Here is a 16,056-nt window from a genome sequence, read left to right as displayed (position 1 = left end):
GGCACGACGGAGATCCGGGTGCACGGCGTGGCGGAGCGAGGCCCGGAGAAGGTCCTCGACCGTCCGATCGTCGCCCGGGTGGCCGGCGACCGGGACGCCGGCTTCTACGCCCCCCGGCCCGGACACGGCGATCCGATCGGCCCCGGTGGGGCGCGGTTGGAGGCGTACCGCTGGAGCGGCCTGACCGGTGGCACCGCCACCCGGACCCTGTCCGTGGTCCTGCTCCTGCCGTTCATGCTGAGCAACGGCGCGATCTGGATGCTGCCCACCGCCGGCCCGTCGGGGGCGCTCCCCCGGGCACTCTGTCGGCTCCTGGCCGCCACGATCACCGCGATGTACGTGCTCTCGCTCGCGAGCTTCTCCCTGGACCTGCTGGCCTGGCAGTGCGCGGGATACCCGAGGTGTCTGGAGGGACGGCGGATCATCTCCTGGCTGGGTGGCATTCCACCCGCGCAGCGCCTGGCGATCCTGGCCGCGCTGCCGATCACCGCGATCGCGTTGGTCTGGCGCCTCGGGGCCTGGACCCTGCGGCTGCCGGAGGACGCGGCGACCACCCCGGAGGGGGTCGGTGCGCAACGGCCGAACACTCCGGCCTACTGGGACACCCGGATCCTGCGGCAGCGGCTGCGCTCGGTCCACGCGGTCGTGGCCCTCTGCACCCTCGACGCCGTGCTGGTGCTGCCCGTCGAGACGCACGACGCCAGGCTGCACGGGCACGCGCTGCTCGCGGCGGTCGTCGGGGTGCTCGTGGCCGCCCTGGCCCTGCTCTGCCTGCCGGCGTTCGAGCGCCGGGGCCGCGAACGGTGGTTCCGGGCCACCCTCCGGTCGTTGCGGTGGGCCGCCATCGTGCTCACCGGGCTGAGCGTGGCCTACCTGGCGGCTCCGCGCCCGTACTGGGCCGCCCGGGGGCCGCTGCCCCACTTCGGTGAGGTGGTGTCCGGTCTCTTCGTCGGTCAGGTCGTGCTGCTCGTGGTGCTCGCCGTGTTCGTGCGGGTGCAGGCACGCCGGCCCCCGGACGCGCGGCTGCTGATCGGCGGGATGGGCGCTCCGGTCCTGATCACGATCGCGATCGCCATCGGCCTGGCGTACTCCTCGGCCCTGAGCTACCTGGTGGCCGAGTACCTGGACCGGGGTTCCAACCCGACGCCCGCCCGGCCGTTGCCGCCGGGCGCGCCGCCCCTCGTGCCCACGACCGCCTACCGGTGGGCCATCCTGGGCCTCTCGCTGGCGCTGATGGTCGTCACCCTGGTGGCGGTGCTCGGGAACCGGATCGAGCGGTACCGACTCCGGTCCGACGCGGAGGACCTGGTCCGGCGGGAGTTCCCGGAGGCGTCCCGGGTGCCGCCGGAGCGGGTCCGGGCGGTCGTGAAGGTGATCGTCCGAGCCCGGCTGGCCGATCGGCTGGGACCGGTGTTGCCGGCGATCTTCGCCGTGTTCGCCGTGCTGACACTCGGCGCGGGCGGCCTGCTGGTGAACCGCGGGCCCGGCCGCGTCGCGCTGGACATCGGCGGCCTGACGCTGGCCGGGCCGGTGGTCTTCGCCGCCGATGTCGGGACCATCGTCATCGTGCTGTCCGCGGTGGGTCTGGCCGGTGGAGCACTGGTCGCCTCCCGGTCCGGTGGCATCCGCGCGATCGGTGTCCTCTGGGAGGTGGCCAACTTCTGGCCCCGCGCGGCACATCCCCTCGCGCCGCCCTGCTACTCGGAGCGCGCCGTGCCGGAGTTGACCCGCCGGATCCGGCACCTCACCGCCGACGGGAACGGGGTGGTGCTCTCCGGGCAGAGTCACGGCAGCGTCCTGGCCGCGGCCACGGTCCTCAACCTCCCGCCGTCCTGCCGGCGGCGGGTCGCGCTGCTCACCTACGGCTCGCCGCTGGCCCGCCTCTACGGCCGGCTCTTCCCGGCGTACGTCAGCGAAGACGTGCTGCGTGAGGTCGGGGACCGGCTCGACTGGCGGTGGATCAACCTGTGGCGGGACACCGATCCGATCGGGGGCCCGATCTTCGGCGCCGGGGCGCGGAATCCGGGGGATCCGGCGGGCGGCGTGGACCGGCGGATCCGTGACCCGGAGGGTCTGGAGATCCCGTCGCACGACACCGTTCCCCCGCCGGTCGACGGACACCGGTTCAAGCCGGGCAGCAGCTTCGGGGCGGTCGTACGCGAACTCATCGACCGGTTGGAACCGCCGGCCGCCGGTTGACCCGCCGGTCCGCGGTGGCGCCCGCCCCCGGGTGGTCGCATCCTGGAGGAGTGCGGCAGCGGACCTGCGCCCGGGCCACCTGGCTCAACGGCACCACCCCCGTCGGGCTGGTGCTGGCCGCGCTGGCCCGCACCCGGCGGGTCCGTACGCCGGACGGGGTGATCGTGGCCGGCGGCTACCGCCTGCGGATCCCCCGCCAGGACTGCTTCACGGTGGGCTCGGTGGTGCTGACCCGCCGGCCGCCGGAGTGGCTGCTCCACCCGGACCGGGCCGACCTGCTCGGGCACGAGCTGCGGCACACCCGGCAGTACGCGCTGCTCGGGCCGCTGTTCTGGCCCGCGTACTGGCTGGCGTGCCTCTGGTCGTACGGCCTCACCGGCAGCTACGGGCGGGCGAACACGTTCGAGCGGCGGGCCGGTCTGACCGCCGGCGGCTACGGCGAACCGGTGCTACGACCGTGGGCCGCGCGGGCGGCGACCCTGCTCAGAGGGCCAACTGCCAGTCCGTCCAGCCGTCGACGGCCCGGAAACCCATCCGCTCGTTGATGCTGATCATGTAGTCGTTGACGGCCGCGTTCCAGGTGTCGATCGCGGTCAGCTGCGGTTCGCGGGCCAGCGCGTACCGGAGATTCTCGATCTTGACGAGCAGGCCGAGCCGGTGGCCGCGGTGGTCCGGGTCCACGATGGTGGTGGCCTGCCAGGCGTGCCACGGTGCTGACGCGCCCACGTCGAGCATCGTCCAGGCGACCAGCCGCCCGGTCGTCGGGTCGACGGCGCCTTGGTGGTACACGCGCCGGCCCCTCGCCGTCAGCGCCGCCTCGATGCCCCGGATCCGCTCGCTGTCGATCTTCTCCGGCTCCATCTCCAGGTCACCCATCGGGGCGTCGGTGATGATGCGGCTCTCCAGGCGGGCCACGTCGGCGACGTACTCGTCGGGGGTCCGACCGTGCCATCCCACCACCCGGTAGCCGGCCGCGTGCGACCGCGCGCCGGCCAGCAACTCGTCCAGTGCGGCGTCGTCGAGCCGGGCGATCTCCAACCGGCGGCGCACCTCCGCCAGCGCGGGCTCCGCACCCATCGCCGCCGAGAAGCCCGCACCCGCCTCCGGCCGCACCGCCCCGCCGGGCAGGGTCGTCACGGCGTTCCAGAACAGTCGCTTGCGGCGGTCGTCGACGGCCACCCGGCGGGCGTACGCGAACAGCGCCCGCCCGGCGCCGCGCCGGCGGTGCTCCGGGTCGACCTCGATGGTGACGCTGGCGAGGTCGGTGTTGTCCAGCTGCGACAGCCGAACCTGCACGCGCCCGACCGCCACCCCGTCGATCCGGGCGAGCGCGTGCACGATGACGTTGCCGGGCATCGGGTGGGCCAGCGTGGCGCCGAACTCCTCCCGGTCCTCCACCGGGAAGTCCGGCAGGTCGGCGACGGTGACGGCGGTGGCGATGCGGTGTGCCTCGTCGACCGCGGCCGGGTCGGCGGTGTCGAAGGGCGCGACGACGATGCTCATGGGGCGAGGATGCCCCGGAGAAACACCGAGGGCCAGCGATTTAACCGCTGGCCCTCGGAACGTTGGTCGGGAGGGACGATCGCACAACGCCTCCGGCGTTGGGTCGTAAGAACTATCAAAGTCTCCGGCGAAACGCCCTCCCGCACGGAGCATCTTGCGCCGCCCGGTTGCTGTCGTCAAGTCCCTGACGGCGCGTTTTCCGCACGCACCGCTAAAAGCCGGTTACCGCGCGGATCGGTCCGCGTCGTCAGCCGAGGAGGCCGGCGTCGCGAGCCGCGCGCAGGGACGGCTTGATGCGGTGGGTCGGGCCGACCTCGCCGGCCACCGCGTCGAGGGTCTTCAAGCCCTCGCCGGTGTTGAACACGACGGTCTCGGCGGTCGGATCGAGCCGGCCGGACTCGACGAGCTTGCGCAGCACTGCCACGGTCACCCCGCCGGCGGTCTCGGCGAACACGCCCGTCGTCCGCGCCAGCAGCCGGATGCCCGCGCGGATCTCGTCGTCGTCGACGTACTCCATCCACCCACCGGTACGCCGCACCGCCTCCAGCGCGTACACGCCGGCGGCCGGGTCGCCGATGTTGAGCGACTTGGCGATGCCGGTCGGCTTGACCGGGGTGATCGTGTCGCTGTCGGCGTGCAGGGCCGTGGCGATCGGGTTGCAGCCGGCCGACTGGGCGCCGAAGACCTTCCAGCCGCCGGCCGGCGCCTCGACCAGGCCGATCTCGACCAGCTCGGTGAACGCCTTGTCGATCTTCGTGAGCAGCTCGCCGGAGGCCATCGGGATGACCACCTGGGCGGGGATGCGCCAGCCGAGCTGCTCGGCCACCTCGTAGCCGAGGGTCTTGGAGCCCTCGGCGTAGTACGGCCGGACGTTCACGTTCACGAACGCGGTGTCCTCGAACTCGTCGGTCTCCACCAGCTCGCCGCAGAGCCGGTTCACGTCGTCGTACGAGCCGTCGATGGCGACCAGCTCACCGCCGTAGACGGCGGTGGTGACGACCTTGCCCTGCTCCAGGTCGCTGGGGATGAAGACCACCGAGGGCGTACCGGCGCGGGCCGCGTGCGCGGCGACCGAGTTGGCCAGGTTTCCGGTGGAGGCGCAGGCGAAGCGGGCGAAGCCGAGCGCCTTGGCGGCGGTCAGCGCGACCGACACCACGCGGTCCTTGAACGAGTGGGTGGGGTTGGCGCTGTCGTCCTTGACCCACAGGGGCGCGGTGATGCCCAGCTCGGCGGCGAGGTGCGGGGCGGCGACCAGCGGCGTGAGCCCCGGATCCAGGGTGACCCGGGTGGCCGGGTCCTGGCCGGCGGGCAGCAGCCCGGCGTACCGCCAGATGTTCTGCGGGCCGGCCTCGATCTGCTCGCGGGTGACGGCGGCCAGCGCGGCGGCGTCGTAGTCGACCTCCAGCGGCCCGAAACACTCGTGACAGGCGTGCTGGGCGGCCAGCGGGTAGCGCGCCGAACAGGCGCGGCAGACCAGGGCGCGGGCGGGGCTGGCGGTGGTGTCGATGCCGGAGGGGGCGAGCGTCGACGTCATGTCGAGAGTCCTCTCATCTTTCCCCGCATCGCGCCGTGCGGCGGGGACGGAATTGGCACCTGCCCCGCCGGTCGCTCAGCGATGAGCGCGCGGGGTGGTTGCCGGGGCGTCGTCGGGCCGTATCCCTCAGCCCCTCTGGATGAGGTATGAAGTTGTGCCGTCGAGTCTATGCAGAGCCGGCCGCCACACCCAGCCGGGTTCCCATTTTGTGGGCGGCGCAGCACTGTTAAGAGGGGGCCCCTCCTCTACCGCAGGCGTTAAGAGGGGGCCCTTCCTTTCAGCTCGTCACGTCCTTGCGGGTGAAGCGCCAGTAGGCGAGACCCCAGAACAGCGTGGCGTAGCTGATCGCGGAGACGCAGCCGCGGACCACGTCGTCGGTCTGCACCGGCGTGGACAGCAGGCCCAGCCAGGCGGTGCTGAAGTGGGTCGGCAGGAACGACCGGATCGCGCCGAGCGCGGTGATCTGGTCGAGGATGCTGGACAGGATCCACAGCAGCACGGCGCCACCGACCGCGCCGAGCGCGGCGTCCGTCGTCACCGACAGCAGGAACGCCAGGCCGGCCACCACCAGGAGGACGACCGCCAGGTAGCCGAGCACCGCGAGCAGCCGCAGCAGGCCCTCCCCCGGCTCCAGTTGGGCGGCGACGGTGCTGCGCAGCGGCTCCCAGCCGTACCGGAGGGTGCCGACGAGCAGGGCGGTGCCGGCGAGCAGCAGCAGCGCGATCGCCGAGTACGCGAGCGCGACCAGCAGCTTCACGGTGAGCAGCCGGGCCCGGGGCACCGGCACGGCGAGCAGGTAGCGCAGGCTCCCCCAGCTCGCCTCGCTGGCCACCGTGTCGCCGCAGAACAGCGCCACCACCACGACCAGCAGGAACCCCGCCGAGACGAAGAGGGTGAACAGGGTGAAGTTCAGCCCGCCGGAGGTGGCCAGGTCGACCAGGCTGCTGAACTCGTTGTTGCCGTTGTCGTCGTCGTCACCGGTGTCGAACTGGAACGCGGTCAGGATGATCAACGGCAGCAGCACCATGAACCCGAGCGCGAGCTGCGTACGCCGCCGGGACGCCTGCCGCCGGAACTCGGCCACGATCGGCATCGTGGCCGAGGGCCGGTAGCCGGCCGCCGCGCCGGACGGGTGCACCGACCCCGTGGTGGTCTCCTGCGTCGATCCCGCCATCACCGGTCCCCGCTTCCCCGAGAGTTCTCGCCCACCAGGGCGAGGAACGCGTCCTCCAGGCGGCGCCTCGGCACCACCCGGTCCACCCCGATGCCGGCCCGTACCAGCTCGGCCACCACCTCGCTGCGCGCCGTGCCGTTGGTGTCCACCACGAGCTGCCCCTCGGAGTCGGGCAGCACCCGTACCCCGTCCAGGCGGTCCAGCACGGTCCGGGCCGCCGTCGGGTCACTGACCTCGAAGAGCACGCTCGGCGACTCGCCGACGATCTCCTCGACCGGCCCGGAGGCGACGATCCGACCCTTGTTCACCACGACCGCGTGGGTGCAGGTCTGCTCGACCTCGGCCAGGAGGTGACTGGAGACCAGCACCGCCCGTCCGTCGGTGGCGTACCGCTGGAGCACGCGGCGCATCTCGGCGATCTGCGGCGGATCCAGGCCGTCGGTGGGCTCGTCGAGGACCAGCAGCTCGGGCAGGCCGAGCATGGCCTGCGCGATGGCCAGTCGCTGCCGCATGCCGTGGCTGTAGTTCTTCGTCCGGCGGTGCACCGACGCGCCGAGGCCGGCGATCTCCAGCGCCTCGTCGAAGTGCGCGTCCTCCCACGGCCGGCCGGTCGCCCGCCAGTACGCCTTCAGGTTGTCCAGCCCGGACAGGTGCGGCAGGAAACCGGGCCCCTCGACGAGCGCGCCGATCCGGGACAGCACCGGGGAGCCGGGTACCAGGCGGTGCCCGAAGACGTAGATCTCGCCGGCGGTGGGCTGGGTCAGCCCCATCAGGACCCGCAGGGTGGTGGTCTTGCCGGCGCCGTTGGGGCCGAGCAGGCCCACCACCTGACCGGGGTGGACCTCGAAGTCCACGTTCGACACGGCGACGAAGCCGTCGGCGTACTCCTTGCGCAGCTCGCGCACGGCCAGTGGGGTGTCCGCGTACGCCGGGTGGACGGAGTTGTCCTGGCGGCGCTGCCGGCGGCGGACGACCGCGACGACCACGACGAGCCCCAGCACGATGGCGGCGAGCAGGCCGGCGAGGATCCAGCGCCAGAGGGCGGCGGCGGTGGGGATCGGCTCCCCGTCGACCGTGGGCAGGGCGACGGCGCCGTCGGCGAGCGCCACGGTGTGCACGGCCGGCTCGACCGGGGTGGCGTACGCCTGGTCGGACGTGGCCACCACGACGCGGAGCCGGTGCCCGGCCTCGATCCGGCGGACGATCGCCGGCAGGGTGACGGTGACCGGCTGCGCGGCGTCGACCGCACGCGGCAGGCCGGTGAGGCGGACCGGCGCGACCAGACCGTTGGGCAGGGTGGCCGCGCCGTTCGGGTCGACGTCGTAGAGCTTGACGAACAGCACCGCCTCGCCGGTCGCGGAGGCCGCCCGGATGCGGACGGTCGGCGCGCCCACCACGTCCACCGCCTCGGGCAGTGGCGCGGACTCGAACCGGGCGTGCTGCCCCGGTATGTCGCCGGCGATGCCGCCGAGGAGCGAGGAGAGCTCACCGGCGAAGGGCACCGAGGAGATCGCGGCCGGGTTGCCGGCGGGCGGGTTGGCGATCGGCTGCGGCGGGCCGGCGACGACGACGTCCCGCCGCCCGGTGCCGGCGGTGCCGGGGTAGTCGGTGGTGCGGTAGCCGGTGGCGACCAGGCCCCGGTCGAGGGCGTCGAAGCCGGCGATGCGCGACCAGGTGAAGTCGTCGCCCGGTGCGTCGCCCTCGCCCTTGACGTAGTGGTCGAGCCACTGCACGGTCAGGAACTTCACCCGGTCCGAGTCGGACTTCGGCCCCGCGCCGCCGTCGTGGCCGCCGGTGAACCAGGCGACCCGCACCGGGGTGCCGTTCGCGGCGATGCCGCGCGCGTTGGCGTCCGCCTCGCTGAGCGGGAAGAGGGTGTCCGCCTCGCCCTGCACCAGCAGGGTCGGTGCGGTGATCCGGTCCAGCACGCCGGCCGGGCTGGACCGGCGCAGCAGGTCCACCGCCGCCCGGTCGGCGCGGCCGGTGGTGGCGATGCGCAGGTACGCGGCGCAGACATCGGCGGCGAACCGGCCGCAGGCCGGATCGGCGGCCCCCGCCGGCGCGGCGCCCGGACCGCTTCCCGGGCCGGCGCCCGGCCTCGGGCTGGGCGGGCCGGCCGACGCGGGCGCACCCTCCGGCTGGGCCCCGGTCACACCGGAGATGCCGGCCGGTCCGGTGCCGGCGTTGCTGCCGCCGCCGAAGAACAACCCGGCCCAGCCCGACTTGAACACGCCCTCGGTGGTGTCCCGACCGCTGCTCTCGGGCAGGAACGCCCGGGACAGGTCGTTCCAGGTGATCATCGGGACGATCGCGTCCACCCGTTCGTCCTGCGCCGCGAGCAGCAGGGCGAGTCCGCCGCCGTACGAGCCACCCACGACGCCCACCGTCGGGTCACCGGCGGCGTCGGTACGGATCTCCGGCCGGGCGGCGAGCCAGTCCAGCAGCCGCTCGGCGTCGCGTACCTCGTAGTCGGGGTCGTCCAGGTGGATCTGCCCGCCGCTGCGGCCGAAGCCGCGGGCCGTCCAGGTCAGGACGGCGTACCCCCGACCGGCGAACTCCTCCGCGTCCGAGCGCACCGACTCCTTGGTGCCGCCGAAGCCGTGTGCGAGCAGCACCGCCGGGACCTTCTCGCCGGCGGAGGCCCCCTCGGGCAGGTACAGCGTGGTGTCCAGGTCGACCGGCTCGTCGCCGGCCGGGCCGGAGCGAACGGTCAGGACGGCGGACTCGGTACGGACGTCCGGCCCCTGCGGACGTACCGCCCAGACCACCGCCCCGACGAGCAGCACGGCGACCGCCGTGGCGGCGACGGCACGGCGGCGGGTGGGCAGGGCACGCCGGATCCACGCGGCCGGCGACGGCGATCTCATGCGGCACACGCTACGGGCCGCATCCTGAGCGTTGGCTGAGATCGTCCGTACGTCCGTCCGGTTGCTCCGATCGTCGGCCGGATCCGTGCGAGCGCGGAAGGTCCAGACCCGTCCCAGCTGGATGTATTCGGATCGCGTGAATTCCGATCTTCGGCGGAAATCGGCTCCGATGCGTCCATGTCGGCACGGGGAGTGGCACGGACGGTGTCGATCGGATCAACGACAGGTGACTTCGCGCGAACTGACGCAAAACTGACTGTCCGACGGCACGAAGCGCCCTCCCGGGTTCGGTTAGTTTCCGGTCCGGTGCATGGGACTCGATCGGCGAGCACCACACCGCGACCGGTTCCACCCCCGCCGGAGGAGACTGACCATGACCGTCCCCGCGCCGCGGGTCCGTCGGCGACCCTCCGTCGCCGGCCGTGCTCTGCCACTACTGCTGGTGGTGGTCCTCCTCGCGCCGCTGGCCCTCCTCTTCGTCCAGACCTGGCGGCTCACCGACGACGACCGGGACCTGGTCGTGTCCGAACGTCTCGGCGTGGAGTACCTCCGGGCCCTGGCCCCGGTGACCGACGCGCTGGTGGAGGCCCAGTCCGCCGCCGTGGCCGGTCGGCCGGTGTCCGGCGAGGAGCTGACCCGGGCGGTGGCGAACTGCGCCTCGGTCGACGCGCGCATCGGCGACGACCTGCGCGCCCAGGAACGCTGGGCCGGACTACGGGCGAAACTGGAGGCGCTGTCCGACCAGAGCCCCACCGACCCGGAGACCGCCTACGCCGCCTACGGCGAGACCACCGACCTGCTGCTGGAGCTGCACCGCAAGGTACGGGAGACCTCCGGACTGGTCCGCGACCCCGAGTCCGACTCCTTCTTCCTCCAGGACGGCATCGGCAAGGACCTGCCCCAGGCGATGGTCGCCGCCGGCCGGCTCGCCGACCTGACCGTCCTGGCCGCCCGACGGCCGGCCGCCCAGCAGGCCAGGACCGTCGCCGAACTCGCCGGCGTCCGCGTCGCCGCCCTCGCGCCGTCGGCCGACATGGTCACCGACCTGCGGGCGGCGGTGGACAACTCCGAGAGCACCAACCTCGGCCCGACCGTCCTCACCCCGCTGGACACCTACCAGCGGGCGGTCGAGGCGCTGGCCGCGTACTCGACCCCCACGCCCAGCGGCGAGGTGGACCCGGGTCGGCTCGCCGGCGCTCGGGCCGCCGTCCAGTCCGCCGGCCAGCAGCTCCAGCCGGTCATTCTCAATGAACTCGACGCGCTGCTCGCCGACCGCCTCGACGACCTGGACCGGGAGCGGTGGCTGGCGGTGGGCGCCGCCGTGACGGCCGTTCTGCTACTGGCCGCGCTGGCCGCCATCCTGGTCACCGCCGCCCGGCGGGCCCGCCACCGCGCCGCCGAGTCCCGGGCGAGGACCGAGGACTCGGGTGCCCTGCCGCCCACCCACTGGCGGGCTCCGGCCAGCCGGCCGACCGAACCACGTCCACTCCAGCCGGCCGGTACGGGCCGGGAGCCGGCAGCCACGCAGTGGGGACCCTTCGATGCTGCTCGGTAGGCTCCGGATCCGGGGCAAGCTCGCCCTGCTGGTGGTGGTCCCACTGCTCAGCATGGTCGGGCTCGCCGTGCCGGTGGTGCTCGACCGGGTGGCCGCCGCCCGGCAGGCCGGCGACATCGCCGACCAGGTCCGTGTCGCCAGCCGCGTCGGCACCCTCGTCCAGGACCTGCAACAGGAACGCATCCTCTCCGTCGGCCTGCTGCTCGGCCGGGTCGCCCGGACCGAGCTCGTGCAGAAGTCGGCCACCGTGGACGACCGGGTCGCCGACCTGCGGGCCCTCCCCGGCGACCTGCTGCCCGCCCGGGTCCTCGCCGCCCTCGACGGCGTACGCAGGCTGACCGACCTGCGGGCCGCGGTCCTCGCCGGGGCCGCCACCCCCGACCAGGTCATGGCCACCTACGGGCCGGTCAACATGGCGCTGATCGAGTCGCTGCGGCTGCCCTTCGGCGTGGACACCAACACCTCGGCCGGGCGGCAGGTGCTCGCCCTGGACGCGGTGCTGCGCGCCGACGAGGGGCTGGGCGCCTGCGCCACGCTGATCGTGCTCGTGAAGGCCACCCAGGCCCCGACGGCGGTCACCGCGTACGTCGCGTGCATGTCCGCGCTCCAGGTCGACAACCTGCGCTTCCGAGGGCTCGCCACGCCGGAGCAGTACCAGCTGGCGCTGCTCAACGACGCAGCCGTGCAGGCGCGGACCAGGCCGGACTTCCTGACCGCGAGCGTGGTCGATCCGATCGCGACGGTTCGGGACGTGCCGTTGGACGCGCTCTTCCCGTCGGCCCGCTCGATGATCACGCTGGGCCAGTTCGTCGAGAAGAAGATCGTCGCGGACGTCATCGCCGAGGTCAGCGCCGAGCAGCGGCGGGCGCTGATCGCCGCGTACCTGGTCGGCGGGCTGGCCCTGCTGATCCTCACCGTGGTGGTGCTGCTGAGCGTGGCCGTCGCCCGGACGGTGGCCCGGCCGCTGACCCGGCTCACCCGGTCGGCCGACCGGGTCGCCCGGGTCGCCGAATCCGAGCTGACCCGGGTCGCCGACGACGAGACGGAGACCGCCCAACCGGTCCGCCTCGACCCGGTCGACGTACGTGCCCGGGACGAGATCGGCGACCTGGCGCGGGCCTTCGACCGGGTGCAGACCACGGCGGCCCGCCTGGTCGAGCGGCAGGTGGCCGGCCGGCGCAACGTCGCCCAGATGTTCGGGCACGTCGGCCGGCGTACGCAGAACCTCGTCGGCCGCCAGATCGCGCTGATCGACCGGCTGGAGCGGCAGGAGACCGACCCCGGGCGTCTGGAGCACCTGTACCGGCTCGACCACATCTCCAGCCGCCTGCGCCGCAACGCCGGCAGCCTGGTCGTGCTCTCCGGCGCGGCCGGCGACGACCCGCACGTCGCGCCGGTGCCGCTGGCCGACGTGGTGCGGCTGGCGCTGGGCGAGATCGAGGACTACACCCGGGTGGACGTGCAGATCGCGCCGGGCGTGTCGGCGGCGCCCGGCACGGTCGGCGACCTGGTCCTGGCGCTGGCCGAGCTGATGGAGAACGCCACCGTCTTCTCGCCGCCGCACACCCGCGTCACGGTGGCCGGCGAGAGCACCGGCATCGGCGCCCGGCTGAGCGTCGTCGACCACGGCATCGGCATGACGGAGGAGCGGCTCTCCGCGGAGAACGCCCGGCTCACCCGGCGCGAACGCCTCGACCTGGCGCCCACCGAGGTGCTGGGCCTCTTCGTGGTGGGCCGGCTGGCCCGCCGGCACGGCTGGTCGGTCACCCTCGCCCCGACCGCCGGCGGCGGGCTGACCGCCCACCTGGAGATCCCCCAGTCGGCCCTGGTGATCCGCCGGGCGGACCGCGCCGGAGCGACCGTCGCCCGGGCGACCGTTCCGGGGCGGGACCGCCGGTCCCCCGCCGGCAACCTGGACACCGCGCGGGGTGGGCGACCCCTGGCCGCCGTCGGCGCCGCACCGGACGCGCCGTCAGGCGGGCAGCCGGAGACCTCGTCGCACGGCTTCGATCCGGTCCTGCTCAGCCGGGCCACCCGCAGCATGGAGTCCGGTACGCCGTGGGACGCCTTCGGCGCCGGCGGCACGCGGCCGGCCACCGCCACGGACGCCTCCACCGGTGGCAGCGCCTTCCCGGAGATCAGCGTGGGGGGCCGCGAGTCCACCCGCGACCTGCCGGTGGCCGGCCGCCCGCCGGCCGACCTCGGCGCGCCGTCCACGACCACCGCCCACGGCCTGCCCCGCCGGCCCGTACCGGGTGGCACAACGAACGGCCTCGCCGGACCGTCCGGGCCGCCGCCGGCCTTCGCGCCGCCGGCCATGCGACAGCGCGTGCCGGGTGCCAGCCTGCCGCCGGGCGGGGCGCCGGTGGGCCCGGTGGACGCCACCCACGCCGACCCCGCCGCCGCCCGCGCCCTGGTCGAGGCGTTCGAGTCCGGCGTACGCCGCGCCGAGTCGGCCCGTCCCGCCGGACCCCCGCCGCCCGCCACCGCGGCGGAAGCGGAACGGCCCCGGTTGACCCGGCGGGTGCCTGGGGCCAACCTGACACTGAGCCCGCCCCGCCCGCCGTCCGTCCAGAACCCCGGCGACCCCGCCGAGGTCCGCGACCTCATCACCGAGTTCGAGGCGGGCGTCGCCCGGGCTCTGCGTGAGGTCAGTCCACACCGCCGCGACGAAGAAGGATCAACACGTTGACCAGCCCCTTCCTGCACGACAACGTCGACCACCAGGGCCACGCCGGGGTGGGCGGGGACCTCAGCCCGGAGGCCCGGACCTTCAACTGGCTGTTGGACTCGTTCACCTCCAGCACCGCCGGCGTGCTGGAGGCGATCGCGGTCTCGTCGGACGGGCTCCTCATGGCCATGTCCTCCATCAAGGACCGCTCCAACGCCGAGCGGCTCGCCGCCGTCGTGTCGGGCATGACGAGCCTCGCCGGCGGCGCCGCCAGCTGGTACGCGCTGGGCGGCCTGAACCGGGTCATCGTCGACATGGCCGAGGGTTACCTGCTGATCAGCGCGATCAGCAGCGGCAGCGTGCTGGGTGTGGTCGCCGACCGCTCGGCGAACCTGGGCACCGTCGCGTACGAGATGACGCTCTTCGCCGGGAGGGCCGGCGGCGCCCTCACCCCACGCCTGATCGCCGAGTTGAAGAACGCCGTCCAGCAGTGAGTCCCGACGTCGCCGGCGAGGACGATCCGGAGCCCGTGATCCGGATCCGTCCCTACCTGCGCTCGCCCGCACCGGCCAGTGAGCCCGGCGCGGTGGGCCTGCCGGCGGCGACGGCCGATCTCGAACCCGACCCGGAACGGCCGGCCGGGCCACGCCCGTTCGTGCTCACCGCCGGGCGGGTGTCCGGGGCGGACCCGGCGATCGGCCTGGAGACCCAGGTCACGGCCCGTCCGGCGACCGAGTGGTCGACACCGGCCGCGCGACTCGCCCCGGAACTGGCGACGATCGTCGCGCTCTGCGCCGAGCCGATCTCGGTGGCGGAGATCTCGGCCACCATGCGGATGCACTTCGGCGTCACCCGGGTCCTGGTCGGCGACCTGCGCGCCGCCGGGCACCTGGACGTGCACGTCGGCGCCCCCGACGACGCCCTCGACCCCGACATCATCCTGCGAGTGATTGATGGACTCCGTGCGATCTCCTGACTGGTCGGCCTCCCCGCTGGGCGGGCTCGCGGCCAACAGCGCCGCCGCCCGCTACGGCGTGCCGACCGGCGCCCACCCGTCGACCGGACACGGCGCGGCCGCACCGCCTCCGCCGTACCGGCCGCCGGGCTCGGCACCGGAGCCGGGTGCCGCGCCCGGGCCGCGCGCCGCGCCGCCCATCCCGGTGAAGATCCTGGTGGCCGGCGGCTTCGGCGTGGGCAAGACCACGACCGTCGGCGCGATCTCCGAGATCGCCCCGCTCACCACCGAGGCGGAGATGACCAGCGCCGCGCTGGGCGTCGACGACCCGGGCGTACGCAGCGCGAAGACCACCACCACGGTGGCGATGGACTTCGGCTGCGTCACCATCGACCGCAGCCTGAAGCTGTACCTGTTCGGCACCCCCGGCCAGGCGCGGTTCGGTTTCATGTGGGACGACCTGGCCCGTGGCGCGCTCGGCGCGCTCGTCGTGGTGGACAGCGCGCGCCTGGACGACTGCTACCCGGCGATCGACTTCCTCGAGCGGGCCGGGCTGCCCTTCGCGGTCGGCGTCAACGCCTTCAACGGCCGGGTGGCGCACGACCTGACGGCGATCCGGTGGGCGCTGGCCATCGGCGACCACGTACCCCTGGTGCAGTTCGACGCCCGGGACCGGCTCTCGGTGCGGGACGCCCTCCTGGTCGTCCTGGACCGCGCGCTGGATCAGGCAACCCGGGAGAGGAAGACCTGAACCGAGCGGCGGTCAGACCCGTTTCATAGAAAGGGGTGGTCGTGATGAGAGGTGGGCTGGACGAGACACTGGCCCGACTGGCCCGGCGCGAGGAAGCGCTGCGCCGGCGGGCAGCCGAGGAGGACACGGTGGCCCTCCCCGGCACGGGCGCGCCGCCCGGCACCGTCACGCTGTCCGACCCGGCTACGGCGCCCGACCCGGTCGCCGCCCCGGGAACCACGGCGACCACCGGCGCCGGCACGCCCCACGGTGGTGGCCGGAACGCGGGGCCGGGCTGGGCGGACGGCCGGGAGGCCGCCCGCACGACCGATGCCGGCCGGCCGCAGCGCGGCACCGACAACCGCGACCGGCCCGACGGGACCCCTCCTCCGCACTGGGCCGACGCCGCCGCTCCTCCGCGCTGGGCCGACGTGGCCGGTCCCGCACAGTGGGCCGACGTCGCCGGTCCCCCGCAATGGGCCGACGCCGCCGGTGGTCAGCACCGGGCCGACGACGCCAGGTGGCGGGACCCCGTGGAGGAGGTCGCCGAGGTGGTCCGCCGGGTCGTCGCGGAGCACCCGGGGATGGCGGTGTCCGTGCGGGTCGACCACGACGGGCAGGAGCACCCGCTACGGGTCTCCTGGTCGGGCGGGATCGTCACGGTCAGCGGGACGGGTGCCGCCGTACCGCCGCCGCCCTGGCCGATGTCGGTGAAGACCGTTCCGGCGTGGACGCCGCGGGACGGGTTGAGCTCCGACCCCGCGGCCCGGCTGGCGGAGATCATCCGCCAGGATCCCTCGCTCCTCACCGACGACGACCGCCCGCGGTGACCGGACGGCCCCACCGTGACTCCGGGGGCTAGGGTCGG

The 16,056-nt window shown here is 74.2% G+C and carries 12 protein-coding genes and 1 riboswitch; of the genes, 8 read left to right on the top strand and 4 right to left on the bottom strand.

Annotated elements, in window-relative coordinates; all coding sequences use genetic code 11:
• Positions 1–27 precede the first annotated feature (27 nt).
• Together ACTMSW_RS14685 and ACTMSW_RS14680 are read left to right on the top strand one after the other, a co-directional pair.
• Positions 28–2,199 carry a hypothetical protein gene (locus tag ACTMSW_RS14685; RefSeq protein ID WP_441181165.1) on the top strand — a complete coding sequence of 724 codons (2,172 nt, stop codon included), beginning with the start codon at positions 28–30 and terminating at the stop codon, positions 2,197–2,199.
• A gap of 50 nt (positions 2,200–2,249) precedes the next feature.
• Positions 2,250–2,744, top strand: a complete 495-nt coding sequence (locus ACTMSW_RS14680; protein ID WP_441181164.1) for a hypothetical protein — start codon at positions 2,250–2,252, stop codon at positions 2,742–2,744.
• On the opposite strand, the gene ACTMSW_RS14675 is transcribed toward ACTMSW_RS14680, so the two are convergent.
• The 4 genes from ACTMSW_RS14675 to ACTMSW_RS14660 form a co-directional block, all read right to left on the bottom strand.
• The gene (locus ACTMSW_RS14675) at positions 2,683–3,702 is read right to left on the bottom strand and encodes a GNAT family N-acetyltransferase (RefSeq protein WP_441181163.1); all 1,020 of its coding nucleotides are present in this window, start codon (positions 3,700–3,702) and stop codon (positions 2,683–2,685) included. The genes ACTMSW_RS14680 and ACTMSW_RS14675 overlap by 62 nt on opposite strands.
• A 247-nt stretch (positions 3,703–3,949) precedes the next feature.
• Positions 3,950–5,236 (bottom strand): threonine synthase, encoded by a 1,287-nt coding sequence (gene thrC, locus ACTMSW_RS14670; protein WP_441181162.1) that lies wholly within the window; start codon positions 5,234–5,236, stop codon positions 3,950–3,952.
• A 10-nt stretch (positions 5,237–5,246) separates the two neighbouring features.
• A riboswitch (SAM riboswitch) is annotated at positions 5,247–5,382 on the bottom strand.
• Between the two features lie 131 nt (positions 5,383–5,513).
• Entirely contained in the window at positions 5,514–6,410 is an 897-nt protein-coding gene (locus ACTMSW_RS14665; protein WP_441181161.1) for an ABC transporter permease, read from the bottom strand.
• Complete coding sequence (locus ACTMSW_RS14660; protein WP_441181160.1) at positions 6,410–9,277, bottom strand: alpha/beta fold hydrolase; 2,868 nt, start codon at positions 9,275–9,277, stop codon at positions 6,410–6,412. Before ACTMSW_RS14660 ends, ACTMSW_RS14665 begins: the two co-directional genes overlap by 1 nt.
• 373 nt (positions 9,278–9,650) lie before the next feature.
• Here ACTMSW_RS14660 and ACTMSW_RS14655 point away from each other — a divergent pair, with 373 nt between their 5' ends.
• Genes ACTMSW_RS14655 through ACTMSW_RS14630 form a run of 6 tightly spaced genes read left to right on the top strand, consistent with a single transcriptional unit; the run spans position 9,651 to position 16,018 of the window.
• Positions 9,651–10,832 (top strand): hypothetical protein, encoded by a 1,182-nt coding sequence (locus ACTMSW_RS14655; RefSeq protein WP_441181159.1) that lies wholly within the window; start codon positions 9,651–9,653, stop codon positions 10,830–10,832.
• Positions 10,819–13,524 carry a sensor histidine kinase gene (locus tag ACTMSW_RS14650; RefSeq protein WP_441181158.1) on the top strand — a complete coding sequence of 902 codons (2,706 nt, stop codon included), beginning with the start codon at positions 10,819–10,821 and terminating at the stop codon, positions 13,522–13,524. The genes ACTMSW_RS14655 and ACTMSW_RS14650 overlap by 14 nt, the downstream gene beginning before the upstream one ends.
• Positions 13,521–13,997 carry a roadblock/LC7 domain-containing protein gene (locus tag ACTMSW_RS14645; protein ID WP_441181157.1) on the top strand — a complete coding sequence of 159 codons (477 nt, stop codon included), beginning with the start codon at positions 13,521–13,523 and terminating at the stop codon, positions 13,995–13,997. The genes ACTMSW_RS14650 and ACTMSW_RS14645 overlap by 4 nt, the downstream gene beginning before the upstream one ends.
• On the top strand, positions 13,994–14,479 hold the full coding sequence (locus ACTMSW_RS14640; RefSeq protein WP_441181156.1) for a DUF742 domain-containing protein: 486 nt from the start codon (positions 13,994–13,996) through the stop codon (positions 14,477–14,479). Before ACTMSW_RS14645 ends, ACTMSW_RS14640 begins: the two co-directional genes overlap by 4 nt.
• Positions 14,457–15,209 (top strand): GTP-binding protein, encoded by a 753-nt coding sequence (locus ACTMSW_RS14635; protein WP_441181155.1) that lies wholly within the window; start codon positions 14,457–14,459, stop codon positions 15,207–15,209. Before ACTMSW_RS14640 ends, ACTMSW_RS14635 begins: the two co-directional genes overlap by 23 nt.
• A 44-nt stretch (positions 15,210–15,253) precedes the next feature.
• Complete coding sequence (locus ACTMSW_RS14630; protein ID WP_441181154.1) at positions 15,254–16,018, top strand: hypothetical protein; 765 nt, start codon at positions 15,254–15,256, stop codon at positions 16,016–16,018.
• Positions 16,019–16,056 lie beyond the last annotated feature (38 nt).

Source organism: Micromonospora sp. BQ11 (assembly GCF_052068135.1).
Lineage (GTDB): Bacteria > Actinomycetota > Actinomycetes > Mycobacteriales > Micromonosporaceae > Micromonospora.
Note: the sequence above shows the minus strand (reverse complement) of the source record. Positions and strands in the feature narration are given on the sequence as shown.